Consider the following 26508-nt stretch of genomic DNA (forward strand, 5'->3'; position numbering starts at 1 on the left):
GGACAAGACCCGCTTATGCGGGTCTTGTCCTTACTGACTCATTGCAGATGTGTTTTCAGCTCCCCCGCTGCCTGGCGCATGGCGGCTTTGACCGCCGGCACCTGGCTCAGCGGGTTGAGCAGGCCGTAGTCATGAATCATCCCGTTGTAGCGCACCGAGGTCACTGTCACGCCGGCCGCATTCAACTTGCGGGCATAGGCCTCGCCTTCATCCCGCAGCACATCGAACTCAGCCGTCTGCACCAGCGCCGGTGGCAAGCCTTTCAACTGTTCACTGCTGGCCCGCAGTGGCGAGGCGTAGATCTGTTCCCGCGCTTTGGCATCCGTGGTGTAGTTGTCCCAGAACCACTTCATCATCCCGGTGGTCAGGAAGTGCCCTTCGGCAAACTGTTTGTACGACGCAGTCTCGAAACTGGCGTCGGTCACCGGCCACAGCAGCAGCTGGAAGCGCAAGGCAGGGGTGCCAGCTTCTTTGGCCTTCAGCGCTACCACCGCCGCCATGTTGCCGCCGACGCTGTTGCCGGCCACGGCCAGGCGCTTGCCGTCCACGCCGATTTCCTTGCCATGCTCGGCCACCCACTGGGTCGCGGCGTAAGCCTGGTTGATCGCGGTCGGGTAGTGCGCCTCAGGTGAGGGGGTGTAGTCGACATAGACCGCAACTGCACCAGAGCCAACCACCAGGTCGCGGATCAGCCGCTGGTGGGTAGGGAAATCACCCAGCACCCAGCCGCCGCCGTGGAAGAACATGAATACCGGCAATTCACCTTTGACATTGGCCGGGCGCACCACTTGCAGCTTGATCGACTGGCCGTTGGCCTGGATGGTGCGTGCCTTCACCTCGATGCCGGAGAGGTCCACCTTGACCGAGGCCTGGGCGCCGGTCAGCACCGCACGGGCGTCTTTCGGGCTGAGCTGCTCGAGTGGCTTGCCGCCGCCTTGTTCCAAGGCTTCGAGGAAGGCCTGGGTGTGTTGTTCGACGCCTGGGCTGCCAGCGGCGAAGGCGCTGGAGACGGACAGGGCCAGAAGGGAAGCGGTGAGGGTTTTGTGGACAATGTTCATGAGCGAATCCTTTTCTGTGCAAGTGTGGGTAATGGGCGTCTTGCCTGGCCTGCTGGGCCATCGCTGCGACTTGTGCGTAGATTAGGCAGGTGCAGCGATGGGAAAAAGCCGCTATAAAGCGTTTTACTGTCACCAAGAGCGAGACAATGAACCCTTACGAAGACATGCGGATCTTTGCCCAGGTCATGGAGGCTGGCAGTTTCACTGCCGCCGCCGATCGCTTGGGCATGTCCAAGCAATCGGTCAGCCGGCGCCTGATGCAGCTCGAAGAACGCCTGGGCGTGCGTCTGCTCAACCGCTCCACCCGGCGCCTGGACGCCACGCCCCTGGGCCAGCATTACTACCAGTCAGCGCTGCGCCTGCTGGGCGAGGTGCAGCAGGTGGAGCACGACATCAGCGGCCAGGCCCAGGCCTTGCGCGGCACCTTGCGGCTGAGCGCGCCGTTGTCCTTTGCCATGGCGCACCTCGGCTGTTTGCTGACCGAGTTCCTGCAGTTGCACCCGCAGGTGGATGTGGAGGTGGACCTGAGTGATCGTGCGGTAGACCTGATTGGTGAGGGCTATGACCTGGCGCTGCGGATTGGCGCGCTGGAGGACTCCAGCCTGATTGCCCGGCGAATTGCCGATGTGGAGCGGGTGTATTGCGCGAGCCCGGCGTATCTGGCGGCGCGGGGCGTGCCGGCCAGGCCGGAAGATCTGGCCGCGCATGACTGCCTGCCTTATGGGCACTCGCGGCAGGTGCAGTGGCAGTTCAGGCAGGCTGGCAAAGCCCAGTCGATCCAGGTGGCCGGGCGGATGCGCGCGAATAACGGCGAGATGCTGAGGGATGCGGCGATTGCCGGGATGGGGGTGACCTACCTGCCGACGTTCATCGTTGGGCAGGCGCTGGCGGATGGGCGCCTGGTGACGGTGCTGGATGAGTGGGTAACACCGGCGTTGCAGCTGTCAGCGGTGTACCCACAGCACCGGCAGGTGGCGCGGCCGGTGCAGGGGTTCGTGGCCTTCCTGCGTGAGCGGCTGGTGCAGCTCTGATCTTCGATACCGAGTTGGCTGCTTCGCGGGCGCGCCCGCGAAGAGGCGGGTACAGGGCGCTACATCAGCTCATCCACCCCGACCCACCCGCCATCGAATTCCGCCATGGCATCGAGTAGCGCATCACGGAAGTACGCCAGCGATGCCCGATCAAACAGCAACTGCAACGCCGGTCGCTGATCGCTGCCCACATTGAGCACGATCACATTGATCCGTGCCGCCGAGGTTTGCGCCACCGCGCCAGGCCCAAACGCCTCGGCACGCAAATCCACCCCGCACAACTTGGCCATCACCGCACTGGCAAATTCACCCGACAGCTGCAGCCAGGCATGGCTGTCCTGGCGTGGCAGCAGGTAGTTGCGCTGGGCATCCTGTGCCCATTCGGCCTCAGCGCCAGCCACCCGTGCACCCTCATCGGCCAGGCTGCCCAGCAGCAGGTACTCGGTCTGCGACAACCGCGCTACCCAGCCACCGTCTTCCTGGCGCACGGCATTGTTGGGGAGCGGCGGCAAACGGTAGCCTCGGTTCTGCAAATACGCCGCGCTGTCAGCGCCCCGGAACCCGACTCGCGCCAATTCGGTAAGGTCAGTCAACGCACAGGTGTGCAACACATCAGCCCGAGGGCTGCGAGAAACAAAGGCTTCGGCTGGCAAACTGTTCATGGCTCAGAGCTCCTGGCGCAGGTTGTCGGGGTCGTGGAACGGCAGTTGCACCACCTTGGCATTGACCATCACGCCGCCTTCCACGCGGATCGGGATGTGCATGCCCGGGGTTGCCTGGTGGGCGCCGGCATAGGCCAGACCAATGATCTGCCCCAGGGTCTGCGAGTACTCGCACGAGGTGACGTTGCCGCTGATGTCTGGCCCATCGAGCACCAGGTGCCCCTCCAGCGGCTGCGGGCTACCCTTGGGCAGGGTGAAGCCGACCAGCTTGCGCTTGAGCGGCTGCGCCTCGAGGATTTCGATCGAGCGCTTGCCAACGAAGAATGGCTTCTTGCGGGCGATGGCCCACTGCATGTCTATCTCTGCCGGGTGGGTCATGCCATCGGTGTCCTGGCTGATGATCACATGGCCTTTTTCCAGGCGCAGCAGGCGCTGGGTCTCGACGCCGAACGGGCGGATGCCCAACCCGGCGCCGGCCTGCATCAAGGTGTCCCACAGGCGTTCGGCGTGGCGCGCTGGGACGTGTATTTCATAGCCCAGCTCACCGACAAAACCCACCCGCAGAATGCGCGCCGTGATGCCAGCCACCTTGCCCTGGCGCACGCCTAGGTAAGGGAAGGCCTCGGCCGACAGGTCCACGTCATCACACACCTTGGCCAGCACCTGGCGTGACAGCGGCCCGGCCAGGTTTACCGCAGCCAGTGCGGCGGTGACGTTGGTGATGTCCACGTCCAGGCGCCATTGTGCGTTCCACTTCAGCATCTGCTGGTAGATACGGTCGACACCGCTGGTGGTCGCGCTCACATAGAAGTGCTGCTCGCCCAGGCGGGCGCAGACGCCATCGTCGATCACCACGCCGTGCTCGTTGGTCATCAGCGCGTAGCGGGTACGACCGATGGCCAGCCTGGCGAAGCCGAAGGTGTACAGGCGCTCCAGCAGTTCGGCGGCATCCGGCCCGCGTACGTCCAGGCCGCCGAGGGTGGAAACGTCGATCAACCCGACTTTCTCGCGTACGTGACGGGCCTCCTCCTGCATGCAGCGTTCACGGTCCTCGGGCTTGCCATAGTAGGCCGGGCGCTGCCAGATGCCGGCCGGCATCATCTTCGCCCCGGCTTGCAGATGGCGGTGGTGCATCGGCGTTTGCCGGTACGGGTCGAACGCGCGGCCGGCGACATGCGCAAGTTTTTCCGCCTGGAACGGTGGGCGGGCGGTGGTCACCCCGGTTTCGCTGATGCTGCGGCCGGTGGCATGGGCCACCAGCCGCGCAGTGGGCAATGCCGAGTGGCGACCTTGGGACGGGCCCATGCCGACCGTGGAAAAGCGCTTGACCAGTTGCACATCGCGGTAACCGCTACGGGTGGCATTGACGATGTCGCGCACTTGCAGGTCTTCGTCGAAATCGACGAAATCCTTGCCCTTGGGGTGCGGGAAGATTGGCCAGGGGAAGTTGACCCTGGGCTCGGCACTGAACACCGGCTGCGCCGGCGCTTCAAGCCCCAGCGCAGCCACCGCTTCGGCAGCCCCGCGAGTGGCGTCGGCCAGCACGTTGGCCAGCGCGTGGCGGCCATTCACGGAACCGGCGATATCCAGCCCTGCCGGCAGGTTGCTGATGGCGAATTCGTCGCGGTTGACGTCATAGGCCAGCTTGCCACCCGCCTGGCACAACAACTGGTACACCGGCATGTAGCCTGCCGACATGCACAGCAGGTCACAGGCCAGGCGCAGGCCATGCGGGCCCACCTTGCCCTGGCCGGTGATCGGGCGAATGTCGACGCCACTGACATGGCGCATGCCTGCGTCATGCAGCGCTTCGTACACGGTGCTGCCCAGGTGCACGGGGATATCGCGGCGCTTCAGCTCCGCGGCCAGCGTGGCATCGGCCGGCGCCGCGCGCATGTCGACCACCGCTGCTATGGCTACGCCTTGCTCCTGCAAGTCAAGTGCGGCGAGGTAGCCGTCATCGTGGCCGGTCAGGACGACCGCACGCTCGCCCGGCTTGACCGCATACAGTTTCATCAACCGCTGTGCAGCGCTGGTCAGCATCACGCCGGGCAGGTCGTTGTTGCGGAACACCACCGGCTGGTCGAACGAGCCGGCCGTTACCAGGCAGCGGTTGGCGCGGACCTTGTACAGGCGTTTGTGCTGGATCACCGGCAGGTAGTTGTCGGTGAACCAGCCGTTGCAGGTGGCTTCCAGCAATACCTGGATGTTCGGGTGGCTTTCCACGGCTGCCAGCAGCTCCTGGCGCAGGGCGGCGGCACGGGTGCCGGCGATATCGAAGCGGGCATAGGTGAGCGAGCCGCCGAGCACTGGCTGCTGTTCGATCAGTAGCACCTGGGCCCCGGCATTGGCCGCGTCCAGCGCCGCGCGCAGGCCGGCCGGGCCGGCGCCGATCACCGCCACCTCGACAAACAGGTAGGCCTTATCGTAGTACTGCGGCTTGAAACCAAGGTCGAGCACGCCCAGGCCGGCCTTTTTGCGGATCAGCGGCTCCCAGACCTTCCACATGCCCTTGGGCTTGTAGAACGAGCGGTAGTAGAAGCCCACAGGCATGAAACGCGAGAACTTGCCCAGGTAGGCGTCGCGGTCGTGCTCCAGGCTGCCGTTGAAGTTCTGGCCGTCGACCACCTGGCCGTCCCGGGCGGGTTCCATGTCGGCCAGCACGTTGGGTTCTTCCGGCAGTTGGACCAGGGTGTTGGCGTCCTGCCCGGCCATGCTCAGCGGGCCGCGTGGGCGGTGGTATTTGAACGAGCGCGACAGCAGCCAGCGGCCGTTGCCGAGCAGGGCACTGGCGATGGTGTCACCGGCAAAGCCTGCGCAAGCCTGGCCGTCGAACTGGAAACGCAGGGGCCGCTCGCGGTCGATCAGCAGGCCCATGGGCGCGGGGAGGCGAGTGTGGCTGGTCATCCGGCAATCTCCGCGGTGGCGGTTGGGGCAAAGTCGACGCGGCGGTCGAACAGTGCCTTGGGGTCGAAGGTGCGCAGCACCTGGTCACTTACCGTGTGGCGTTCGGCCAGGAACCAATAGCTGGAGGCGTTGTGCAGCCACCACTCCAGCACCACCCCGGCCAGGTTGTCGCTGTTGAACACATGGTCGGCCCACTCGGCGTCGCTGCAGCTGGCCGGGTCGGGCATGTGCTTGAGCTCGCCGCCGTAGGTGAACTCGCTGATGTTGCGCGGGCCATTCAGGGGGCAGGTCAGGATCTTCATCGTCGTCGCTCCTTAGTGGCTGGCCGCGGTGGCGCCCATTTCGTTGACTTGCTGGAAGCGGCTGAAGCGCTCCAGGGCGAACGGGGCGATCAGCTCGGGCACCTTGCCGCCGCTGGCGACCAGCTCGGCCATGGTCTTGCCGCAAATCGGTGTAGCCTTGAAGCCCCAGGTGCCCCAGCCCGCGTCGAGGTAGTAGTTTTCGACGGGTGACAGCCCCATGATCGGGCTGTAGTCCGGGGTCATGTCGGTCATCCCGGCCCACTGGCGCATCAGCTTGGCGTTGGCCATGAACGGGAACATCTCGATGGCATGGGCCAACAGGCTTTCCTTGAGGTCGAGCGTGGAGCGGGTGTTGTACAGCGGGTAAGGGTCGGAACCGCCGCCGAAGACGATTTCGCCACGACTGGTCTGCTGTACGTAGCAGTGCAGCGCCGACGAGCTCACCAGGGGGTCGAGGAACGGCTTGAACGGTTGGGTGACCATGGCCTGCAGCGGGTAGGTGTGGATCGGCGCGCGGATGCCGGCCTTGGCCATCAGCAGCGAGCTGGCGCCGGCCACCGCCTGCACCACGCAGCCGCACTGCACGGTGCCACGGTTGGTCTTCACTGCTTCGATGCGGCCATTGCGAATCAGCAGGTCCTGCACTTCGGTCAGCGGGTGGATTTCCACGCCGCGCTTGGCCGCCTGCTTGGCGTACCCCCAAGCCACGGCGTCGTGTCGAGCAGTGGCGCCGTCGATGTGCCAGAGACCGGCGAGCACCGGCAGGTGGCCGGGGTCCAGGTTCAGGCTGGGGACCAGCTCACGAATCTGTTGACGGTCGATCATCTCGGTTCGCCCGCCGAAGTGCTTGTTGACCTCGGCGCGCTGGCGGAAGGCGCGCACGGTGGCGTCGGTGTGCGCCAGGGTCAGCTGGCCACGCTCGGAGTACATGATGTTGAAATCGAACTCGTTCGACAGGTTCTGGAACATGCGCACCGATTCGGCGTAAAAGCGCACACCTTCGCTGGTCAGGTAGTTGGAGCGGATGACGGCCGTGTTGCGCGCGGTATTGCCGCCACCCAGGTAGGCTTTCTCCAGTACGGCGACGTTGGTCACGCCGTGGTACTTTGCCAGGTAGTAAGCAATGGCCAGCCCGTGCCCGCCACCGCCGATGATCACCACGTCATAGCGCGGCTTGAGTTCGCACGGTGGCGGCAGGTCGACCTCCACCGGATAGTCGGCGCTCAGGCCGTATTTCAGCAGGGCGAAAGGCATGCGGTGCGCTCCTGGTGGGCGGCCTGCTGTTGCAGGTCGAGGGCGAGCAGGGTGTTTTTCATCAGGTAGGCGATGGTCATGGGGCCGACACCGCCGGGCACCGGGGTGATCCCGGCAACCTGGGGGAGGGCAGCGGCGAAGTCGACATCGCCGACGAGGCGGCTGTGGCCACCCTCATCAATGCGGTTGATGCCCACATCGATCACCACTGCGCCGGGCTTGAGCCAGTCAGCGCCGATCAGCAGAGGCTTGCCTACAGCGGCCACCAGGATGTCGGCCTGGCGGCACAGCGCTGGCAAGCCCTGGCTGCGCGAGTGCACCACGGTCACCGTGCAGTCGGCTTGCAGGAGCAGGGCCGCCATGGGCTTGCCGACGATGTTCGAGCGGCCAACCACCACAGCGTGCTTGCCACGCAGCTCGCCGCAGGTATCGCGCAGCAAGCGCATGCAGCCGCTGGGCGTGCAGGGGGTGAGCACGTCACGCCCTTGGGCCAGGCCGCCGACGTTCTCGCTGTGGAAGCCATCCACGTCCTTGAGCGGGTTGATGGCTTGCAGTATGCGGTGTTCGTCGATATGCCCGGGCAAGGGCAGTTGCACCAGAATGCCGTTGACCTCGGTGTCGCGGTTCAGGCGCTCGATCAGGGTCAGCAGTTCGGCCTGCGTAGTGTCGGTGGGCAGGCGATGCTCCAGTGAGCGAATACCCACTTCCTCGGCGCGCAGCACTTTGTTGCGCACGTACACCTGGCTGGCGGCATCGACGCCAACCAGCACCACGGCAAGGCCCGGTTGCACGCCGCCGTCGCGCAGCTGCTGCACCTGCTCACGCACCTCGGCCAGCACGCGCGCAGCCGTGGCCTTGCCGTCGATCAGCTTGACGCTGGGAATGGCGTTCATTTGAAAATCACCGTGCGGTCGTGGTTGAGAAACACCCGGTGCTCAAGGTGGTATTTCACCGCGCGGGACAGGGCGATGGTCTCGGTGTCGCGGCCGATGGCTACGAGGTCGTCCGGGGCGTAGGCGTGGTCGACGCGCTGCACTTCCTGTTCGATGATCGGCCCTTCGTCGAGGTCGCTGGTAACGTAGTGGGCGGTGGCGCCGATCAGCTTGACCCCGCGTTGGTAGGCCTGGTGATAGGGCTTGGCACCCTTGAAACCAGGCAGGAACGAGTGGTGAATGTTGATCGCCCGGCCCGACAGCTGACGGCACAGGTCGTCGGAGAGGATCTGCATGTAGCGCGCCAGCACCACCAGTTCGGTGCCGGTGTCCTCGACGATGCGCAGCAGCGCTGCTTCCTGCTCTGCCTTGGTGTCCTTGGTCACCGGCAGGTAGACGAAGCGAATGCCCTGGCGCTCGGCCATCGGGCGCAGGTCCAGGTGGTTGGAGACCACGGCCGTGATCTGCATGTCCAGCTCGCCCTTGGCGTGCCGGTACAGCAGGTCGGACAGGCAGTGGTCGAACTTGCTCACCATCAGCAGCACGCGCATGGGCCGGGCGCTGCTGTGCAGGCTCCACTGCATGTCGAAACGCTGGGCGACATCGCTGAAGCCGCTTTCCAGCTGCGGCGTGTCGCCTGGGGTACCGGTGTTGTAGCGGAACACCGCGCGCATGAAGAAGCGCCCGTTATCCTCGTCGTCGAACTGCGCCATCTCGCTGATATAGCAACCGTGCTCGGCCAGGTAGGTGGTCACCGCCGCGACGATGCCGGACACCGCCGGGCAACTGACGCGCAGGATGAAATGATCGGGAGCGGGGTGCATGTGGAATAGGCCTCGTGATGGAGTGGGGCAGGTCGGGCACAAGGGCAAAAGAGGCTTCGCGAGCGGCGAAGTGGTGTTTCTTGGTAGGAATATAAATTTCCTTTAGGAGATTTATAGGCCAAGAGGGGGTTGGCGGTCTAGCGGTTTGTGAAATTTTTTATCCTGACAGGAAACCTTTCACGGCCTGCGCCGGCATACCCGCGCAGCGCAGTACACGCTATGCTTGCCCTATGAGTACACCAGCCCCTTTACGCCAACCGTGCCCCCCTGGCGCCTGTATCTGCGGCCGTGAACACCTGGCCGAGCACCCGCAGACCGCCCAGCGCATCCTCCTGCTGACCCGCCAGGAAGAAAAACGCCTGCTCGAACGCCTGGAAAACCTCAAGGACCTCGAAGACCTGCAACGCTTGCAGCAACGCTTGTACGAGAACCTCGGCATCCGCGTGCACATTGCCCCAGGCTTCAACGAAGTGCGGACCATGCGCGGTATCGTCATCGAACTGGACGACCAGCCCGGGCTGTGCCGCAAGACCCGGCAATCGATCCCGGCGGCGATCCGCCGGGGGCTGGAGCGCAACCCGCAGGTGGCCTTCCGCCTGCTCGATAACCACGACTTGTTGCGGGATGCTTGAAGTGAAATACGGCCTTTTGTAGTTGCGCGGGCCACTGCCACACGCAAGTGCGTCAGGCCCACTAATTTTCCCACCGTTCGCTACGTCTACTTGAAAGCCCCCCTGCGCGAAGCCCGCAGCGGTATTCATCATTCAAGGAGACAGGCAATGACTTCCGTTTTCGACCGCGACGATATCCAGTTCCAGGTAGTGGTCAACCACGAAGAGCAGTATTCGATCTGGCCCGACTACAAAGCCATCCCCAACGGCTGGCGTGCCGTGGGCAAGAGCGGCCTGAAGAAGGACTGCCTGGCCTACATCGACGAAGTCTGGACCGACATGCGCCCGCTGAGCCTGCGCCAGAAAATGGCCGAAGCTGCCGCCCAGTGACCCCATTGAACCTGCTGTGCCTGCCGTACTCAGGCGCCAGCGCGATGGTCTACAGCCGCTGGCGGCGCAAGCTGCCTGCCTGGTTGCAGGTACGCCCGGTGGAATTGCCCGGGCGCGGTGCGCGCATGGCCGAACCGCCGTACACCGACATGCAGGCGCTGGCCCGGCAACTGGCCAGCGAGCAGCGCCTGACGGCCAGTACGCCTTACGCGTTGCTTGGCCACAGTCTCGGTGCGTTGCTGGCCTTCGAGCTGGCCCACGAGCTGCAAGCGCTGGGCTGCCCGGCGCCCGTGGCCTTATTCGCCTGCGGGACGGCGGCACCGACCCGGCGCGAGGACTACGACGGCAAGAACTGGGGCCAGCCCAAGAGCGACGCCGAGCTGATCAGCGAGTTGCGTGAGCTGCAGGGCACGCCTGAGGAAGTGTTGGCCAATGCCGAACTGATGAGCCTGACCTTGCCCACCCTGCGCGCCGATTTCCTGTTGTGCGGCACCTACGCCTACCGTCAGCGCCCTGCATTGCAGTGCCCGCTACATGTGCTGGGTGGCACCGATGACCGGGCCAACGATGAGCAGCTGCAGGCCTGGGGCAGTGAAACCCACGGTGAATTCACCCTGCAGATGTTCCCGGGTGGCCACTTCTTCATCCATGAACATGAAGACCGTGTGCTGGACGCCCTTACCGCCGCGCTGCAACCGCTGCGGCTGACAGCCTGATTGACGTTACCGCTTGCCTGGGGGAGGCTAGGCCTTTTCCCAGGCAAGGGGCATGCAATGCTGATCGATCCACACAAGGCCACACTGCTGGTCGTCGACATCCAGGAAAAACTCATCGGCGCCATGAGCGACCCCGAAGGCACTCGAGCGCGGGCGCGCTGGTTGCTGGCTGCGACCGCCGAGCTGGAGCTGCCGACGGTGATCTCCGAGCAGTACCCCAAGGGCCTGGGTCATACCTTGGCGGAGCTGCTGGCCGCTGCACCGGCTGCCGACGTGGTGGAGAAAAGCCATTTTTCCTGTGTGACCGCCGAGTGCCTGCCGGCCAGCCTGATGGCGCGTGGGCAGGTGATCGTGTGTGGCATGGAAACCCATGTCTGCGTGCTGCAGACCGTGCTCGGCCTGCTGGCGCTGGGCAAACAGGTGTTCGTGGTCGAGGATGCCTGTGACAGCCGCACTGCGGCCAGCAAGGCTGCGGGCCTGGCACGCATGCGAGCCGCCGGGGCGCAGGTGGTGACCCGGGAAATGGTGCTGTTCGAGCTGATGGGCAGTGCCAGCCACCCCTTGTTCCGCCACATCAGCAAGACCTACCTGGTCGGTGAACAGCCCTGAACGGCCGGTTACTGGCCAGCGGCTTGATGGCCCTGGCGCTGCTGCAAGGCTGTGCCGGGCGCCGCGAGGAGGCCCCCGAAGCGGACCCCGCCAAGGTTCGCGCCCAGCTGCTGCGGCTGCTACCTGCCCAGGCCAAGGATCGCGACGGTTGGGCCAGGGATATCCAGGTAGCCTTCGAAGCCCAGCGCATTGCCCCGAGCAAGAGCAACCTGTGCGCCGTGCTGGCGGTGACCGAACAGGAATCAACCTTCACTGCCGACCCCCAGGTGCCCAACCTGGGGCGTATTGCCCGCGATGAAATCGACCGCCGCGCCGCGCGTTTGCATATCCCCAAGCTGCTGGTCGATGGTGCGCTGAAGACGCCGTCAGGCAACGGTCAGAGCTACCAGCAGCGGTTGCAGGCGGTGCGTAGCGAAAGGCAGCTGAGCGAGTTGTACGATGAAGTCATCGCTCGCGTCCCACTGGGTAAGACCTTGCTGGGCGGGCTCAACCCGGTGCATACCGGCGGGCCGATGCAGGTGAGTATCGATTTTGCCGAAAAGCATGCACAGGATTACCCGTACAGCCACGATGGCAGCATCCGCCAGGAGGTGTTCAGCCGGCGTGGCGGTATGTACTTCGGTATCGCCCACTTGTTGGGGTACCCGGCCAGCTACGAGCGCCAGCTGTATCGCTTCGCCGATTTCAACGCGGGCTGGTACGCCAGCCGTAATGCGGCGTTTCAGGCGGCCCTGAGCAAAGTGACTGGCGTGCAGCTGGCGCTGGACGGCGACTTGATTGCACCGGGTTCGATCATGCCGGGCACGACCGAAATGGCGGCGCGCAAAGTGGGCGTGAAGCTAGGCCTGCGCAACCCGCAGATCCGTAGCCAGCTGGAAGACGGTGACAGCCTGGCATTCGAGGACAGCAAGCTGTACAGGGGGGTGTTTACCCTGGCCGATGCTGCTGCCGCCAAGCCGGTGCCGCGGGCGGTGCTGCCGGGGATCCAGCTGAAGAGCCCGAAGATCACCCGCAAGCTGACCACAGCGTGGTTTGCGGGGCGGGTTGATGAGCGTTATCGGCGGTGCATGAAGCGCTAGCAGCGGTTACCGGTGCCGGCCGTTTCGCGGGCTTGCCCGCGAGAAGGCCGGCACCGCCGCTTTCAGCTTTCGCCCAATGCCCCAACCACCTGATCGACAGTGGCCTTCAAGCCGGCAAACGCATCCTCAGGGTCGCTGTCCACCACCACTAGCTTCGCCCCGGCCGCCTTGATCACTTCGGCCACCCCCGCGTCCGGCTGCCGGTGGTGCAGCACCAGCGCCACATCCTGTGCCTTCAGGTTTTCCTCCAAGGCCTTCAACGCGGCCGCATCCCATTCGGCAGGCAGCGGCTGCTCGACCACGTCCAGGTTCAACCCGCTGGCCAGATAACCCAGCCGCTCCGACAGGTTCACCACGGTCAGGTTGTCGACCTTGGCCAGGCGTGTCTGGCTGCTGGCCGCAAGCGCCAGCAGCTGGCGCTTGAGCCCGGCCAGGTTGTGCTGGATCTTCGCTTTGTCGCCAGGCGCCAGGCGCTCCAGATCATTGGCCACCACGTCGGCCATGCGCCCAAGGTTGGTCGGGTTGAGCCAGGGGTAGGCGCCATAGGCATCGTCACCACTCACCGCGATACCGGGCAGGGCGCCATCCACCGGCCGTGCAGCATCGATCTCGACAATGCGGATATTGCTGCGCCTGGCCATGGGGTACAGCGGGTCGTCACGCCAGATCGAACGCACCCCGATCACCGCGTCGGCCTGTTGCGCCGCCTTGTCCAGGCTGGCGCCGCCGCGCCCGCTGAAATACGACGGCTGGCGGCTGGCCGGGAGGTTGGCCGGTGCCGCCCGCTTGAGCTGCACCGTTGTGCCGTCGAGCAGGGCGCTGGCCAGGCTGTGGGTGACGGGCAGGGTGGTCAGCACCTGCGTGGCGAAAGACAGCGACGGCAGGCCGGCAAGGGCCAGTGCCAGGGTCAGGTGTTTGAGGTTCATGCCGGGTTTCCTTGCAGGCGGGGAACGAGGGCGCGGGCCAGCGCGGCCAGGGCGAAGCAAATGCCGGCGACCAGGATGATCGCGGCGCCCGATGGCACCGGCAGATCGAAAATGATCGGCAGCAGGATGCCGAACAGGGTGCTGATGGTCGCGATCAGCACCGACAGGAAGAAAAAGCCCTTCAGCGACTGGCTGACCAGGCGTGCCGCGGCGGCAGGGATCACCAGCAGCGCACCGACCAGGATCGCCCCGATCACCTTCACTGCCGCTACGGTCACCAAGGTCACCAGCACCACGAACAGATAGTCCAGGGTTTTCACGGCTACCCCGCGCACGGCGGCCAGTTGCGGGTTGAAACTGGCCAGCATGATGCGGTTGTACAGCGGTAGGGCCAGCGCCAGCACCAACACTGCGACGATGCCCAGCACCACCAGGTCCTGGCCACTGACGGTCAGCACCGAGCCGAACAATACGTTTTCGAGGATATGCACATTGATCTTGCCTGCCAGCATCAACAGCAGGCTCGCGCCCAGCGCCAGCGACACCGACAGGAACACGCCGATCAGCGTGTCCGGCGATAGCCCGGTGCGGTTGCGCAGGAAGTTGAGCAGGATGCCGAACAGCAGGCAGTAACCGAACAGGCTGCCGTAAGGGCCGGTGTAGGGCTCACCCAGCAGGATGCCGATTGCGACGCCGGTCAGCGCGGCATGGCCAACGGCTTCGGAGAAAAAGGCAAAGCGCTTGACCACCACGAGGGTGCCCAGGCCGCCCAGTACCGGGCCGATCATCAGGCCGGCCAGCAACGCGTTGACCACGAAGCCGTAGGCCAGCGCCTCGGGCAGGTAGCCGACAGTGGCCCAGTCCTGGACCGTTTGGCGAAAGGTTTCAAAACTCATCAGGCAAGGCGCTCGCTACGCGGGTGAACGGAGAACAGGCCGAGCAGGCGCTCTGGGGTCAGGGCCTGGGCGGGCGGGGCGTCGAACAGCACCTGGCGGCTCAGGCCAGTGACACGGTCGGCCAGGCGCAGCACAGCTGCCAGATCATGCTCGATCCACAGCACGGTGGTACCCGCCTGGCGCCAGCCCAGCAGCAGCTGTTCGAACACCTGGATACCCGCTTCGTCGAGCGCCGACATCGGCTCGTCCAGCACCAGCAGCTGCGGCTCGGGGATCAGACCCTGGGCCAACAGCACGCGCTGGCGTTCACCGCCAGACAACGCGCCCATGCGTCGCTTGCGCTTGTCGAGCATGCCGACCCGCGCCAGCGCGGCATCGATGGCCGGCTGCACACGCCGTGACAGGCCGAGAAAGGCCGGCCGGCGCTGGCACATGGCCGCCATGAAGTCGTCGACGGTCATCGGCAGCCCGCGGTCGAACTCCAGCGCCTGGGGCACGTAGCCGATCACTTCGCGCTCCGTTGGCCAGTGCAGGGTCAGTTGGCCCTGGTGCGGCATCTGCCCGAGCAGGGTCTTGATCAGCGAGCTCTTGCCGCCGCCGTTCGGGCCGACGATGGCATGCACGCTGCCAGCGGCCACGCTGAAGCTGACCTCTTCGAGGATGCGGGTGCGGCCCAAGGTCAGGTCGATGCCGGTAAACTCGATGCGCGGCCCACAGGCGGCAGCCAGGTTGGCGGCGGCGGTCATGCGCGGTTCTCCTGGATGGCACGGACCACCGTGTCGAGGTTGCGCTTCATCTCCACTTCGTACTTTTCCTTGGTGTATTCACCGTAGGAAATGTGCGTCAGCGGGTACAGGCGTACGCCGGATTCGCGCTGGATGGTCTCGACATAGGCCGAGGGGAAATCCATTTCCGAGAAAATCACCCGTACATCCAGCGCCTTGAGCTGATCGATGGTTTTCTTCAGTTGCGCCGGGCTTGGTTCGATGCCATGCGCCGGTTCGACCACGGCGGTCACCTCCAGGCCGAAGTCGCGTACCAGATAGTCGTAGGCGGCATGGATGGTGGCAACGCGGAAGGTGGCGCTGGGTGCCTCGGTGACCTTGGCCAGTGCGTCGGCACGCAGGGCGCGCAGGCGCTTGGCGTAGGCACGGGCATTTTGCGTGTACAGCTTGGCATTGTCCGGGTCGAGCTTGCCCAGCTCGCGGGCGATGTTGTTGACCTGGGCGATGGTGGTGCTGATGGACAGGAACGTGTGCGGGTTGACGACCTTGCCGGCGCCGCGCGCAGCAATGCCGGTGGCCGCCAACAACGGTACGTTCTGGTTGGCCTCGATGGTGGCGATGTCGGGCTTTTCGCTGGCCGCGATCATGCGGTCGGCGAAGTCGTCATGGCCGACGCCGTTGAGTACCACTACGTCCAGCGAGCCGATGCGTTTGATGTCCTCCGCCCGTGGCTCATAGGCATGCGGGTTGAAGCCCGCCGGTATCAGCGGTACCACTTCGGCTTTGTCGCCGACGATGTTGCTCACGTAGCTGTAGTAAGGGTGCAGGGTGATGCCGATACGCAGCGGCTTGCCGTTATCGGCCAGGGCCAGTGTCGGCAGGGCAAGGGCCAGGAGCAGGGCGAGGGCGGAGCGGAACATGGGAGAGTCCTTGAGTTCAGTGACGGTGTTCGCGGGTAACCCCGGCGTCATAGTGGCTGACCACCTGCTGCCAGCCGGCAGCGATCAGGGCGGCCTGGCCAAGATCGTCCGGCATGACGGCGGCGCTGTCGCGACGCAGCCAGACATCGGCCTCGCCAGTGCTGTCGGCCGGCAGAATCAGCAGTAGGCTGCCGGCAACCTCGGGTGCGTGGCTGCGGCCCAGGTAGGCGCCGGTTTCCAGCCATGACCATTGGTGGTTACCGCGGCTCTGGCTGCCGGCATCCACCACGAACGGCGGCAGGCCTTCATCGGCCAAGGCCTGTACGCTGGGTGCGACGGTGTTTTCCTCGCGCAGCAGCTGGATCTCGTCGAAGGCCACCCGCAGGTCGGTGTACAGGCCTTGTTCGGCGGCGGTGAGGTCGCGGCGGGCGTCGATCTGGTGGCTGGCAATGGCCTGTTCGTCCTCGCGCTCACCACGCAACAGCACCACGCCGGCGGCCAGCGCCACGATCAGCAGGCTGGTCAGCAACACGTACAGGGTTTCGTGCCCGGCACCGGCCGGGCGAATCACTTGGGCGCGGCTCATGGCTGGGCAATATCGGCGTAGTCGACTTCCACCACGTGCCCGGGGCCGGCATCGAACAGCACGTAGAATTCGCCGTCAGGGCGCTTGAAGGTCAAGGTCGAATCATCACCGAGCTTGCCACCGACCAGCACCTGCTCGTCATAGCCGATCACGTCCAGGGTTACCCCGGCGGCACCGCTGCCATCCGAGAAGCCACCGGTGCACTTGACCTGGCCGCCGGCCAGTTCTTCGCATTCACACATCGGGTTGTGAGCCAGGGCGGGGCCGGCGGCCAGCGCCAGCAGGGGCAGGGTGAGGGTTCGCAGCAGGTAGTTCATTTCTTGCCTCCTTGTTTCTCGAGCCAGGCCACAGTGGCTGGCGATGCCTTGGCCAGGGGGACGGATGCCTGGTGCATGCTGCCGTCCCAGCCTTCCAGGGTGATCCAGATTCGGGCGTCAGGTTTGGTGCGTGGCGGGATCGGCAGCGAAGTGCCCATGTGGTACGGCGCGCCGAAGAAGATGGTGCCGGCGGCGCGTAGGCTGCGTGGTTTGCCGATGCGCAGGTAAACGGCCTTGACGTCCTTGATGCAGGCCTTGCACAGCGCTGCGTTGAACGGCTTGAAGTAACCGGCCGGGCCGTCGGCGCGTGGCGCTTCGTCATGCAGTTCGGCCAGGTTCAGGCGGTAGGGGCCGACCTGGATATCGCTGATGATAGTGGCGCCCAGGCCGGCTTCGCCGCGGAACAGCTTGGCGTCGGCGAAATACTTGGGCATGAACCCCAGCGGGATCAGGATCAGCAGGATGTTCAGGTGAAAGCGCCATTTCAGCCACAGTTGCTTCAACGGGCTGGCGGGCAGGGCCTGGGCCTGGCTCATGGGCGCACCTCCACGGTGGTTTCATTACGTGCCCCACGCGGTGTGCGCGCGCTACGCTTGAGGGCCGCAACAGAGGCCTGGGCGGTGCGTTTGGTCCAGATCAGCAAGCCACTGAAGACCATCAGGGTCAGGATGAGGCCGAAGAAGAACCAGATGAGCTTGATCGGCAAACCGCCGAAATCGCCGGTGTGCAGCGGGCGCATGGATTCGGTCACGAATTCCAGTGCCGAGCGGTCGCTGATCAGGAACTGGCTGTCGACATTGCGCGTGTACGGGTTGACCGAAGCGCTCTGCAACATTAGCGGGTACCAGCCCGGCCCGGACAGGGAAACATGGCTGTAGGCGGTAGCCGGCAACGAGACGGAGTTGATCGCAAGGCCCGGGATCGCCAGGCCGGCAAGGCGCGCCGCTTCATCCAGGTCGATGCGCTGGGCCGGGCTGCCGTCTGGCGTTTGTGGTACTTCTTCACGGGCGATTACCGGCACGATGGGCCGGCTGGAAATGGTGATGTGATTGTCGAACAGGATCGCCTGGATCAGGAACCAGATGCCGGTGATGGAAATGACTGCGATGAACCAGATCGACCATACCCCGGCCAGGCGGTGCAGGTCCCCCCAGAAAATCCGCGGACCTTGGCCGGTGCGCACGGGTTTGAAAAAGCCCTTCCAGAACTTCTTGTACACCACCAGCCCGGTGACCAGCGACGCCAGCATCGGTAGGCCCAGTAGTGACACCAGGTACCAGCCCCAGCTGAAGCCGTTGGTGAACGGCACCAGCCACCAACCGTGCAACGCACGGGTGAAGCCTTCAAAATTGAAGTCCGGGGTCTTGCCCTGGATGGCGCCGGTGTAAGGGTTTACATACAAGGTTGGGCTGGTGCCGTCTGGCAGCGTGACATGCGCCTTTACCGCGAAGTGCGAACCGTCCGGCTGGCTCAGGCGCTCCACCACCATGTCAGGCTCGGCTTCGTTCAAGGCCTCCAGTACCTGCTGAAAGCTCATGCGCTCGACGTCGGCGTCTGGTTTGTTGGCGCGCACCGCCGGGTCGGCCAACCAGACGATTTCCTGGCTGACCACGGCGAGCATGCCGGTGAAGCAGACGATCAGGACAAAGAACCAGATCGGTAGCGCTAGCCAACTGTGAACCAGGAACCACACCCGGGATTTCGATTTTTTCGGTGATTTGGCCATCAGACGGTCTTCTGCAGTAAGTGGTCGAGCATGTGCCCAACCAAAGAGGGCTGTACTGATAAGGACGAATGAGAATCGAAAACCTGCCGTTTAAAATGAAAGCAAATGTTTCAGACGACAAAAGCCGGCCTGTGCACGAGGGATCAGGCCGGCCTTGCGCGTGAGGTAAATGCGGGGTCAGGCGCTGGTCAGGGCCACCGCTGCTTGCGCCCTGCCGTGCAGCTGCGCCAGGTCCTGGTACAGGGCCAGGCCAATTTCTGCGGCGCGCGCCGGCAGCACCGAGAGCAGGGTGTCGCTCAAGCCGTGGCTGCTTTCACAGAACCCTTGCAGGTACACCGAGGCCTGCAGGTCGGGGCTGGCCAGCATGCGGTAGTTGCGGTCGACGTTGAAGTCATCCAGGTAGCCGGCCAGGGGTGCCAACAGGTCACGGTGCGAGCGGCGCTCGTAGCCCGTGGCGAGAATCACGGCATCGTAGCGGTGCGTTTGCTGCTGGCCGGTGGCGAGGTCGCGCAGGGTCAGTTCCAGGCCCTCGCGGGTGGCCACCACCGCTTCCACCTGGCGGCGGCACAGCACGTTGTGGCGGTGCTGATGGGCCACTTTCTGCCGGTAGAGGATGCCGTAGATACGTTCGATCAGGTTGAGGTCTACCACCGAGTAGTTGGTGTTGTGGTATTCGCCCAGCAGCTTGCTGCGCTGGTCGGCCGGCTCGTTGTAGACCAGTTCGGTGTAGTCGGGCGAGAAAATCTCGTTGACGAACGGGCTGTCATCCGCGGGTTTGAGCGCCGAGCCGCGCAGGACCATGTCGACCTTGACCGACGGGTAGCTGTCGTTGAGGTCGATGAAGGCCTCGGCGGCGCTTTGGCCGGAGCCGATCACGGCAATGCGCATTGGCTTGCCGGCCGCACAGGGCAGCTTGTTCAGGCTGCTCAGGTATTGCGAGTGGTGGAATACCCGTGGGTCGTCCTTGAACGCGCCGAATTTTTCCGGAATTTTCGGCGTACCGCCGCTGGCGACCACCACCGAACGGGTGCGGCGGCTATATTCGCGGCCTTGTGCGTCACGCGAGATCAGCCGCAGGTGTTCGACCCGGCCGGCCTGTACTACCGGCTCGATGCGCAGCACTTCCTGGCCATACACTGCCTGGGTCGAGAAGTGCTCCGCGGCCCAGCGCAGGTAGTCGTTGTACTCCAGGCGGCAAGGGTAGAAGGTGCCGAGGTTGATGAAGTCGGCCAAACGCTGCTTCTGGTGCAGATAATTGACAAAGCTGTAGGGGCTGGTGGGGTTGCGCAACGATACCAGGTCCTTGAGGAACGAGATCTGCAGCTCGCTCTGGGTGGCCAGGGTCTCGCCGTGCCAGCGGTAGTCTTCTTGCTTGTCGATGAACAGCGCGTCCAGGGCATGCCCCTGGGACTCGGCGAGTTCCTCCAGGGCAATGGCCAAGGCCAGGTTGGAAGGGCCGAAGCCCACGCCGATCAGATCTTTGATGGTTTCCTGCTGTGATTGCTGGCTCATGGCTGCGATTCCCTGAATGATCGAATATGGACGCCCGCCGAGGCGCTGGCTCCTGCGCAAGTACATGTGTTGGAACGAGCCAGCCAGAAGGGAATTTAAGCGGCTAAAGAACGGGGTGACGCTGCCGATAGGGGGTTAAGGCAAGGACCCAACTATGAACCAGGGAGTCGGCATGACATCCATATCCGCAAATCTGAACATCAACGGCGTTTCGGCGCAGACGCTGAGTGCGAATGCTGCTGCGGAGCGTGACCAGGCGGGGGCGGCGGAACAGGCGGAGAAGGATGGGGCACTGCGCATCAGCGGTGAAACGTCGAAAGTCGGCGCTGCAGGCCAGGCCCAGCCTTCAGGGAACAGTGCCAGCAGCGAATCGACAGTTGTAGAGTCATTGCGAGAGTTGATCAAAGAGCTGCAGAAGCAGTTGGCCGACGAACAGCAACGGCTGGCGCAATTGATGGCAAGCAAGATGGAAGAGACTGCCAAAGCCACTGCAGTGAGTGCCAAGCAGGCCAGCATCGCCACGATCACCGGGCAGATCATGGCGGCGACGGCGCAACTGCTGGCGTTGCTGCAGCAGGAGGGCGGTAGCAGCGCTGGCGGTGTGGTCAGCACCGCTGCTTGATAAAGTGGCCCAGAAGCCAAGCGTTACCCGACCGCTGCCTGGCAGCGGCGTTGCGCCGCGAAGCGCCGGGTAACGGCAGTTACTCGGCCGCCACCCGCCCTTTGCTCTGCCGGTCAGCCTTGTACTGCATGGCCACGGCCGGTGCGGGCTTGGCTGCGCCGGTTTCCAGCCACTGGCGCATGCGGCTGGCATCGGCGAAGTGGGTGTACTTGCCGAAGGCATCGAGGATGACCATCGCCACCGGGCGATTATCCATGCGCGTCAGCAGCACCAGGCAGTGCCCGGCTTCGTTGGTGAAGCCGGTCTTGGTCAGCTTGATGTCCCAGTTGCTTTTGTTCACCAGGTGATCGGTGTTACGGAAGCCCAGGGTGTAGTTGGGCTTGCGGAAGGCTACGGTCTTTTCGCGGGTGGTCGACAGCTCGCTCAGCATCGGGTATTTGCGCGAGGCCATCAACAATTTGGCCAGGTCGCGTGCGGTAGACACGTTCTGCGTCGACAGGCCGGTCGGCTCGACGTAGCGGGTATGCGCCATGCCCAGGCTGCGGGCCTTGGCGTTCATCGCCTTGATGAAGGCCGGGTAGCCGCCAGGGTAAGCGTTGGCCAGGCTGTTGGCAGCGCGGTTTTCCGACGACATCAGGGTAATCAGCAGGGTTTCGCGGCGGTCCAGCTGGCTGCCCAGGCGCACGCGCGAATACACGCCTTTCATTTCCGGGTTGTTGGCAATGGTCATGGTGAGCATCTCATCCATGGGCAGCTTGGCATCCAGCACCACCATCGCTGTCATCAGTTTGGTGACCGATGCGATAGGGACCACGCGGTCGGCGTGGCTCGAATACAGTTCCTGGTTGCTGTTCAGGTCGATCAGCAGGGCGCTGCCTGAAGCCAGGTGCAGCTTGGACGGGTCACGTTGGACCTGGGCCGGGGGTTGTGCAGCAGCAGTCGACGGAAGGGTCGCAGTTCCTGTGAGCAACAGCAGCAGGCTGAGGATGGACAGGGATGTTTTCACGTTGAGGCTCACTAAAAGTTGGTATGTCGTTGGCTGTGCAAGGGTTTTCCCCCTAAAACCGCTGCATTCTGGAGTATGGCTGAATTGCTGTCGAATGCCTTATGACTAAAGGGCGCAAGGTGAACGAAATTTAATCCTGTACCAATTCTGTACCCATTACGTTCTTCGCCTCCGGGCCAAGGCAGCAAGGTGAATGCGCTGGCGGGTAACCCGTAAATGGGCTTTGCTTGCTCGTCTATGAACACGCTGAAGGAGCTGAAAATGAAGCGTTTGCTGCTCGGGGCTTGTCTGGTCGCATCTGGCGCGGCCCAGGCCGGGATACCGATGCTGAATGCAACCTGTCCAGGCAACATCGAGGTCCACGCCGACAAGGGCGGCCCGATTTACATCAACGGCAAGGAAGGGAAGCTGAAGAAATTCAACGATAACTACTTCGAAGCCAAGGGCAGCGGTGTGACGATCTCGCTGTCCATCAACCCAGATGGTTCGCCTGATGTTTCGTACACCGGCAAGAACAGAGCCAATGGTGTCTGCCAGGTAAAGGAAGACGCCTGATCCTTTTGCGTGGGGCTCCCGCAGCGGCAGCGCGTGGGGTATGCGCTGCCCTGCAGGAGCCTGGCCCTGTTAATCAGTCATGTAGCAATGAGAGCTCGCTGATGATGCAGATCGAGCCATCATCGGCCGGCGTTGCATCGTTGTAGTCAACCTGGTTGTAGACCCCACCGTGGAATTCGAACAGCCGCGAAGCCCAGCTGCTGTCGAGTTGCAGCCCGCCTGAAGACCCGGACACCCCGTTACAGCTCGCTGTCACCGTAACCAGGCCGTCGCGGGTGGTGTGAATGCTCACATCGAACTTCGCGCCCAGCGGCACGCCTTTGAGCACAGTCGAGTTTACCGGGTCTGGCTGGTCGTAGGTCTGCCGAAACCCCAGGGTGATATCACCCTTCTTCCAGAACACTTTTACCGGTGGGCTGTCGTCCCCGCGCACGTGCATCTGGGCAATCACCACCTTCAGCGCAGCGTTGACCTTGGTCAGCGCCATGGTCTGGCGGTTCCAGTGATTCTGGGCACTCGCAAGTGTCCAGCTTTGGGTTTCTGTCCACTCGCAGCGCGTGCGGTGGGTGCTTTTGCTGGATGCACCTTTGGTGGGGGCGGAAAACTGGATCGAACCGTCGCTAAGCACGGTGACCACACTGGGGAAGCGGGCGATGGCTTCGGCGCCGTTGAGTTCGAGTGCAACGGGGTTGGTTGCGGAGACGGCTACAGGGGTGGCGATGATGAGGTTGCTGATGTCTACGGCCATGTTGGCGCTCCTGACTAAAGTAGGGTTGTGTGGCGACTACCTGGCAGCCGTGTAGCTGGCTGCCAGGCAAAAGTTAGCCGCAAGCTAAAACCGCGTCAATAGCTTCAAGCTAAATAAATTTCGCTTGACGACAAATTACCTGTTGGCGAAATTTTTCCACCCTGGGGGTTTACGCTGGATTTGGCGGTGCGATAAGCTTTGCCTGAGTACTGTACGAATATACAGCTATCAGGATGAAGTTATGCCTAAGCACATGAAGTCGACACCCCAGCATCAGCAGGAACTCACCGGCTTAGAGCGGCTTGGCCTGCGCGTCTCATCGATGATCAACCACCCGGTGGCACAAACGCAGCGCTGGGTTCTGGTGCATCGCCTGGATACTGATGGTGATGCGGAATGGGAGGAGGTGATGGGCCTGCTGAAGGACACGCCAGAGCTGGACCTGACCTTCAACGATGACGAGAGCGTGATGGTGCGCTGGGCGCGTAGTAGTGTGGAGCAGCGCGACGACTTCGTCATCGAGCACAACAGCGAAGAGCAGGTCGATTTGGCGGCGCCTTTCTGATGATCGACAAACGCCCGCCGGGGTGAGCGGGCTGAGGGGTTAAACCAGGTGGGCATTCCATACCAGTAGCACCCTGGCCTGAATGTAGGTTTCTTCCCGACGAATCATGCGGTCCTTGTGCCGCGCGTTGTCGGAGATCATCTCGAAATGGTCCTCGTCGGCGATCTGCAGGCGCTTGATGTAGATGTGCTCGCCCCAGGAGAAGAAGTAAATGCCGTCGCCGACGAATTCACGAATGCTGACATCAACGATCAACGGGTCGCGATGCCGGATGGTCGGCTCCATTGACTGGCCCCAGCCGGTGACCATCTTCAGGTGGTGGTGCTCGGTGAACTCCACGCCCAGTTCACGCAGGTGGCTGGGGCTGACGCGCACGTCTTTGAACATTTCGGGGTAGTCGTGGGGGATCTGTCCACCGCCCATGGCAGCGCGCACATCGTAGTGGGCGATCCATACTTCATCCCCGACCAGGCCGGGGCGGCTCAGGTCGGCCTTCAGCAGAACGGCATCGGCGGGCTCCGCCGCGGCGGCCAGCAGCCTTTGCCGGGTTTCTTCAGGGATACCTTTGCCGCTTCGGGCCAGCATCTGCCTGACCAGGTCCGCCGCAGTCAGCTTGCTTTCGGCAGGCTCGGCTGCAGCTTGGGCGTGGTCGCCGGCCGCCATTGCGTCGAACCAGCCGCGTGGCAAGCCTTCTATGGCCTCGATGCGCCGGGCTACGTCGTCACCGAGGTTCTTGACGGTCTTGTCAGAAAGAATCTGGCTCAGGTGCGCAGGGGCCATCCCCCAGCGTTCTGCACAGGATCCTTTTCTCTGGCTGCCGATCAGCTTGACCAGGTTGTGCTTGCGTATTTCATAGATGTCCATGAGCCGAAGCATGCCAGTATTTAGCTTTCTGCTAAATGTGCGCATGGCTAAATTTACTCTTGCGAGAGATTTAGCCTAAGGCTAAATTAATTATGTGAAGAAAAACAGCCGCCGAGACATTTTTCTGCGGCTATGACATTACCTTTGAGCGATGAGGTTTACATGGATCCGACTGACCTCGGCCCGGGCACCATCACTTGGCTGGGCGGTACGGGCACCGTGTTGCTGGGCGCATTTCTATGGCTGCGCAAATGGCTGTCCAGGGATGCCGCAGACCGTGCGATGGACAATGCAGACATTGCAGTCGTCCGCCGCCTCACAGAGCTGCTGGATATCGAGCGGGATGCCCGCAGGGAGGCGGAAGCCAAGGCTGAGCATTTCGCCAAGGAACGCAATCAGCTGGTGATAACCGTAGGCCGGCTTCAAGGCAAGGTCGTGGCGCTGACCAGCCAGTTGGCCGATGCCGTGCCCCAGCCAGCCAGAATGCAAAAAAAAGCCCGCCAGTTCGGCGGGCCATAAGGGCGTAGGGAGCAACGCACAACAAATTCGGGTCAGGCAACCAAGGTGCCTGGCTGCAACTGTTCAACCAAGGCCTGGGCCGAGGCAAGGGTAGGCATCGGGCCGCTGACGGCTTCGCCATTGCGTACCAGGTACCAGCACGCCAGCAGGCCTTGTTCACGCAGTGAAGCAGGGACGGCGCTACCGACAACGGACATGATATGGATTGTGGCCATGTGGACCTCCTGTGAAACATGGCTCTACCTTACGCAGCAGCCGCAGCGGTTTGAAATCAACTTCCTCGATAGTGGTCATTAGTTCTATCAACCATTACCAACGTGGCGGGCCGTAATACACCGGTGGCGGGCCGTAGTAGGCGCGATAGCCCGGTGGTGGCGGTGCTGGCGCGTAGTACGGCTGGTAGTACACCGGCTGTGGCGGTGGCTGCACGTACACTGGCTGCGGTGGGTAATAGACAGGCTGGCGCTCGACATACACGGTACGGTCACGCCCGCCATACACCGTTGCGCCGACCACTGCGCCCACCACCGCTGCGCCCAGCAACGGGCCAGGGCCATACCAACCGCCGCCGCCATGGCCGCCATAACCATGGGCAGCAGCAGGCCCGCTGATGGCCAGGGCACCGACCAGCAGCACGATTCCGGGAATATGACGGTTCATAGGCAACCTCGCAGGAAACCCCCAGTGTGGGGTCCTGCTAATATGACTCCAGTCTCCGTCAGCTGAGCACAGGGAAACGGTAAAGGTTGTGTAAGGGACGACCAGCGGTTGCCTCTGTTACGCTGCACAAACGTTTCAGTCATGACAGAGGAGCAGGTTATGTCGCTAACTCCCAGCCGGGACACGGTGCTGTGCATTTCCCTGGCCGGCCGCCCTGGTACCTTCGGCGTACGCTTTCACAACCACCTGTACCAGCAGTTGGGCCTGGACTTCTACTACAAAGCCATGCGCACCGATGACCTGCCGGCGGCGGTGGCGGGTATCCGCGCCCTGGGCATACGGGGTTGTGGGGTGTCGATGCCATACAAGGAGGCCTGCATGGCCCTGGTCGACGAAATCGATCCGTCGGCGGCGGCCATCGAGTCGGTCAATACCCTGGTCAACGACCAGGGCCATCTCAAGGCCTACAACACCGATTACTTGGCGGTGCGCCAATTGCTGGCGCAGCACAGGGTCGACCCGGCCACGGCCTTTGCCCTGAGGGGCAGTGGTGGCATGGCCAAGGCCGTGGCCAGCGCCCTGCGCGATGCCGGGTTTGCCGAAGGTGTCATTGTTGCGCGCAACGAGCAGGCTGGGCGGCAGTTGGCGGATGTTTGCGGTTACCGATGGTTGCCTGAGCTGGGCGACATCTGCCCGCCGATGCTGGTGAATGTCACGCCGATCGGCATGGCGGGTGGCCCGGAAGCCGAGGAACTGGCGTTTTCCGAGCATGCCATCGCGGCAGCGGAGCGGGTGTTCGATGTGGTGGCGATGCCAGCGCAGACACCCTTGATTCGCCGGGCGCAGGCGTTGGGTAAACCGGTGATTACCGGGCTGGAGGTGATAGCGCTGCAGGCGCTGGAGCAGTTCGTGCTGTATACCGGGGTAAGGCCGACGCGGGCGCAGGTGGATGCGGCGGTGGCTTACGCCCGGGATATCTAGTGGAT

General features: G+C 63.6%; 32 protein-coding genes. 11 read left to right on the forward strand and 21 right to left on the reverse strand.

The features are described from left to right. Positions 1 to 38 precede the first annotated feature (38 nt). Positions 39 to 1058, reverse strand: a complete 1020-nt coding sequence (locus OO258_RS08120; protein WP_266029676.1) for an alpha/beta hydrolase — start codon at positions 1056 to 1058, stop codon at positions 39 to 41. Positions 1059 to 1204: 146 nt separating this feature from the next. On the opposite strand from OO258_RS08120, the gene OO258_RS08125 reads away from it, so the two are divergent. Beyond that, complete coding sequence (locus OO258_RS08125; RefSeq protein WP_266029677.1) at positions 1205 to 2089, forward strand: LysR family transcriptional regulator; 885 nt, start codon at positions 1205 to 1207, stop codon at positions 2087 to 2089. 59 nt (positions 2090 to 2148) lie between these two features. Here OO258_RS08125 and OO258_RS08130 read toward each other — a convergent pair whose 3' ends face one another. Genes OO258_RS08130 through purU form a run of 6 tightly spaced genes read right to left on the reverse strand, consistent with a single transcriptional unit; the run spans position 2149 to position 8970 of the window. After that, positions 2149 to 2751, reverse strand: coding sequence for a sarcosine oxidase subunit gamma (locus OO258_RS08130; protein WP_110743262.1), 603 nt, complete (start codon positions 2749 to 2751; stop codon positions 2149 to 2151). A gap of 3 nt (positions 2752 to 2754) precedes the next feature. After that, complete coding sequence (locus OO258_RS08135) at positions 2755 to 5658, reverse strand: 2Fe-2S iron-sulfur cluster-binding protein (protein WP_266029679.1); 2904 nt, start codon at positions 5656 to 5658, stop codon at positions 2755 to 2757. After that, positions 5655 to 5960: a sarcosine oxidase subunit delta gene (locus OO258_RS08140; protein WP_266029680.1), complete on the reverse strand. Its 306-nt coding sequence runs from the start codon at positions 5958 to 5960 to the stop codon at positions 5655 to 5657. Before OO258_RS08140 ends, OO258_RS08135 begins: the two co-directional genes overlap by 4 nt. 12 nt (positions 5961 to 5972) lie before the next feature. Beyond that, entirely contained in the window at positions 5973 to 7214 is a 1242-nt protein-coding gene (locus tag OO258_RS08145; RefSeq protein WP_110743259.1) for an FAD-dependent oxidoreductase, read from the reverse strand. Beyond that, positions 7196 to 8107, reverse strand: coding sequence for a bifunctional methylenetetrahydrofolate dehydrogenase/methenyltetrahydrofolate cyclohydrolase FolD (folD, locus tag OO258_RS08150; protein ID WP_266029681.1), 912 nt, complete (start codon positions 8105 to 8107; stop codon positions 7196 to 7198). The genes OO258_RS08145 and folD overlap by 19 nt, the downstream gene beginning before the upstream one ends. Then, on the reverse strand, positions 8104 to 8970 hold the full coding sequence (gene purU / locus OO258_RS08155) for a formyltetrahydrofolate deformylase (protein WP_266029682.1): 867 nt from the start codon (positions 8968 to 8970) through the stop codon (positions 8104 to 8106). Before purU ends, folD begins: the two co-directional genes overlap by 4 nt. A 230-nt stretch (positions 8971 to 9200) precedes the next feature. Here purU and OO258_RS08160 point away from each other — a divergent pair, with 230 nt between their 5' ends. From OO258_RS08160 to OO258_RS08180, 5 genes are all read left to right on the forward strand, one after another. Further along, positions 9201 to 9602: a hypothetical protein gene (locus OO258_RS08160; RefSeq protein WP_110743256.1), complete on the forward strand. Its 402-nt coding sequence runs from the start codon at positions 9201 to 9203 to the stop codon at positions 9600 to 9602. A 147-nt stretch (positions 9603 to 9749) separates the two neighbouring features. Then, entirely contained in the window at positions 9750 to 9971 is a 222-nt protein-coding gene (locus OO258_RS08165; RefSeq protein ID WP_003256222.1) for an MbtH family protein, read from the forward strand. Continuing rightward, complete coding sequence (locus tag OO258_RS08170; RefSeq protein WP_266029683.1) at positions 9968 to 10687, forward strand: thioesterase II family protein; 720 nt, start codon at positions 9968 to 9970, stop codon at positions 10685 to 10687. Before OO258_RS08165 ends, OO258_RS08170 begins: the two co-directional genes overlap by 4 nt. Positions 10688 to 10744: 57 nt before the next feature. Further along, entirely contained in the window at positions 10745 to 11296 is a 552-nt protein-coding gene (locus tag OO258_RS08175; RefSeq protein WP_266029684.1) for a hydrolase, read from the forward strand. 26 nt (positions 11297 to 11322) lie between these two features. Next, on the forward strand, positions 11323 to 12375 hold the full coding sequence (locus tag OO258_RS08180) for a DUF1615 domain-containing protein (RefSeq protein ID WP_266029685.1): 1053 nt from the start codon (positions 11323 to 11325) through the stop codon (positions 12373 to 12375). A gap of 62 nt (positions 12376 to 12437) precedes the next feature. Here OO258_RS08180 and OO258_RS08185 read toward each other — a convergent pair whose 3' ends face one another. The 9 genes from OO258_RS08185 to OO258_RS08225 form a co-directional block, all read right to left on the reverse strand. Beyond that, on the reverse strand, positions 12438 to 13301 hold the full coding sequence (locus tag OO258_RS08185) for a metal ABC transporter substrate-binding protein (RefSeq protein ID WP_266029686.1): 864 nt from the start codon (positions 13299 to 13301) through the stop codon (positions 12438 to 12440). Further along, positions 13298 to 14197, reverse strand: a complete 900-nt coding sequence (locus OO258_RS08190; protein ID WP_110743251.1) for a metal ABC transporter permease — start codon at positions 14195 to 14197, stop codon at positions 13298 to 13300. Before OO258_RS08190 ends, OO258_RS08185 begins: the two co-directional genes overlap by 4 nt. Beyond that, positions 14197 to 14943 carry a metal ABC transporter ATP-binding protein gene (locus OO258_RS08195; RefSeq protein ID WP_266029687.1) on the reverse strand — a complete coding sequence of 249 codons (747 nt, stop codon included), beginning with the start codon at positions 14941 to 14943 and terminating at the stop codon, positions 14197 to 14199. The genes OO258_RS08190 and OO258_RS08195 overlap by 1 nt, the downstream gene beginning before the upstream one ends. Next, positions 14940 to 15842, reverse strand: a complete 903-nt coding sequence (locus OO258_RS08200) for a metal ABC transporter substrate-binding protein (protein WP_110743249.1) — start codon at positions 15840 to 15842, stop codon at positions 14940 to 14942. The genes OO258_RS08195 and OO258_RS08200 overlap by 4 nt, the downstream gene beginning before the upstream one ends. 16 nt (positions 15843 to 15858) lie before the next feature. Further along, positions 15859 to 16428, reverse strand: coding sequence for a DUF6162 family protein (locus OO258_RS08205; RefSeq protein WP_266029688.1), 570 nt, complete (start codon positions 16426 to 16428; stop codon positions 15859 to 15861). Beyond that, on the reverse strand, positions 16425 to 16745 hold the full coding sequence (locus OO258_RS08210) for a hypothetical protein (protein ID WP_110743247.1): 321 nt from the start codon (positions 16743 to 16745) through the stop codon (positions 16425 to 16427). Before OO258_RS08210 ends, OO258_RS08205 begins: the two co-directional genes overlap by 4 nt. Next, positions 16742 to 17281 carry a thiamine pyrophosphate-binding protein gene (locus OO258_RS08215; RefSeq protein ID WP_266029689.1) on the reverse strand — a complete coding sequence of 180 codons (540 nt, stop codon included), beginning with the start codon at positions 17279 to 17281 and terminating at the stop codon, positions 16742 to 16744. The genes OO258_RS08210 and OO258_RS08215 overlap by 4 nt, the downstream gene beginning before the upstream one ends. Next, entirely contained in the window at positions 17278 to 18471 is a 1194-nt protein-coding gene (locus OO258_RS08220) for a PepSY-associated TM helix domain-containing protein (RefSeq protein WP_266029690.1), read from the reverse strand. Before OO258_RS08220 ends, OO258_RS08215 begins: the two co-directional genes overlap by 4 nt. Positions 18472 to 18648: 177 nt before the next feature. Then, positions 18649 to 19983 (reverse strand): lysine N(6)-hydroxylase/L-ornithine N(5)-oxygenase family protein, encoded by a 1335-nt coding sequence (locus OO258_RS08225; protein WP_266029691.1) that lies wholly within the window; start codon positions 19981 to 19983, stop codon positions 18649 to 18651. A 172-nt stretch (positions 19984 to 20155) separates the two neighbouring features. Here OO258_RS08225 and OO258_RS08230 point away from each other — a divergent pair, with 172 nt between their 5' ends. Next, positions 20156 to 20605, forward strand: a complete 450-nt coding sequence (locus OO258_RS08230; RefSeq protein ID WP_266029692.1) for a hypothetical protein — start codon at positions 20156 to 20158, stop codon at positions 20603 to 20605. A 79-nt stretch (positions 20606 to 20684) separates the two neighbouring features. Here OO258_RS08230 and pbpG read toward each other — a convergent pair whose 3' ends face one another. Continuing rightward, positions 20685 to 21611: a D-alanyl-D-alanine endopeptidase gene (pbpG, locus tag OO258_RS08235; protein ID WP_110743243.1), complete on the reverse strand. Its 927-nt coding sequence runs from the start codon at positions 21609 to 21611 to the stop codon at positions 20685 to 20687. A gap of 261 nt (positions 21612 to 21872) precedes the next feature. Here pbpG and OO258_RS08240 point away from each other — a divergent pair, with 261 nt between their 5' ends. Next, positions 21873 to 22166 carry a hypothetical protein gene (locus OO258_RS08240; RefSeq protein ID WP_266029693.1) on the forward strand — a complete coding sequence of 98 codons (294 nt, stop codon included), beginning with the start codon at positions 21873 to 21875 and terminating at the stop codon, positions 22164 to 22166. A gap of 73 nt (positions 22167 to 22239) precedes the next feature. Here OO258_RS08240 and OO258_RS08245 read toward each other — a convergent pair whose 3' ends face one another. Continuing rightward, complete coding sequence (locus OO258_RS08245) at positions 22240 to 22914, reverse strand: polysaccharide lyase family 7 protein (RefSeq protein WP_266029694.1); 675 nt, start codon at positions 22912 to 22914, stop codon at positions 22240 to 22242. A gap of 241 nt (positions 22915 to 23155) precedes the next feature. Here OO258_RS08245 and OO258_RS08250 point away from each other — a divergent pair, with 241 nt between their 5' ends. Next, entirely contained in the window at positions 23156 to 23479 is a 324-nt protein-coding gene (locus OO258_RS08250) for a DUF1654 domain-containing protein (protein ID WP_266029695.1), read from the forward strand. A gap of 39 nt (positions 23480 to 23518) precedes the next feature. Here the strand turns inward: OO258_RS08250 and OO258_RS08255 are convergent, their stop codons facing one another. Further along, on the reverse strand, positions 23519 to 24343 hold the full coding sequence (locus tag OO258_RS08255) for a S24 family peptidase (RefSeq protein ID WP_266029696.1): 825 nt from the start codon (positions 24341 to 24343) through the stop codon (positions 23519 to 23521). 162 nt (positions 24344 to 24505) lie between these two features. Between OO258_RS08255 and OO258_RS08260 the strand changes: the two genes are divergently transcribed. Next, on the forward strand, positions 24506 to 24862 hold the full coding sequence (locus OO258_RS08260; RefSeq protein ID WP_266029697.1) for a chemotaxis protein: 357 nt from the start codon (positions 24506 to 24508) through the stop codon (positions 24860 to 24862). Positions 24863 to 24894: 32 nt separating this feature from the next. Here OO258_RS08260 and OO258_RS08265 read toward each other — a convergent pair whose 3' ends face one another. Together OO258_RS08265 and OO258_RS08270 are read right to left on the reverse strand one after the other, a co-directional pair. Beyond that, complete coding sequence (locus OO258_RS08265) at positions 24895 to 25077, reverse strand: hypothetical protein (RefSeq protein WP_016711139.1); 183 nt, start codon at positions 25075 to 25077, stop codon at positions 24895 to 24897. Positions 25078 to 25171: 94 nt separating this feature from the next. Then, positions 25172 to 25522, reverse strand: a complete 351-nt coding sequence (locus OO258_RS08270; RefSeq protein ID WP_266029698.1) for a hypothetical protein — start codon at positions 25520 to 25522, stop codon at positions 25172 to 25174. A 159-nt stretch (positions 25523 to 25681) separates the two neighbouring features. On the opposite strand from OO258_RS08270, the gene OO258_RS08275 reads away from it, so the two are divergent. Further along, positions 25682 to 26503 (forward strand): shikimate 5-dehydrogenase, encoded by an 822-nt coding sequence (locus OO258_RS08275; protein ID WP_266029699.1) that lies wholly within the window; start codon positions 25682 to 25684, stop codon positions 26501 to 26503. Positions 26504 to 26508: the final 5 nt, after the last annotated feature.

The organism is Pseudomonas sp. DCB_BI, assembly GCF_026240995.1.
In the GTDB taxonomy this organism is placed as follows: Bacteria; Pseudomonadota; Gammaproteobacteria; order Pseudomonadales; family Pseudomonadaceae; genus Aquipseudomonas.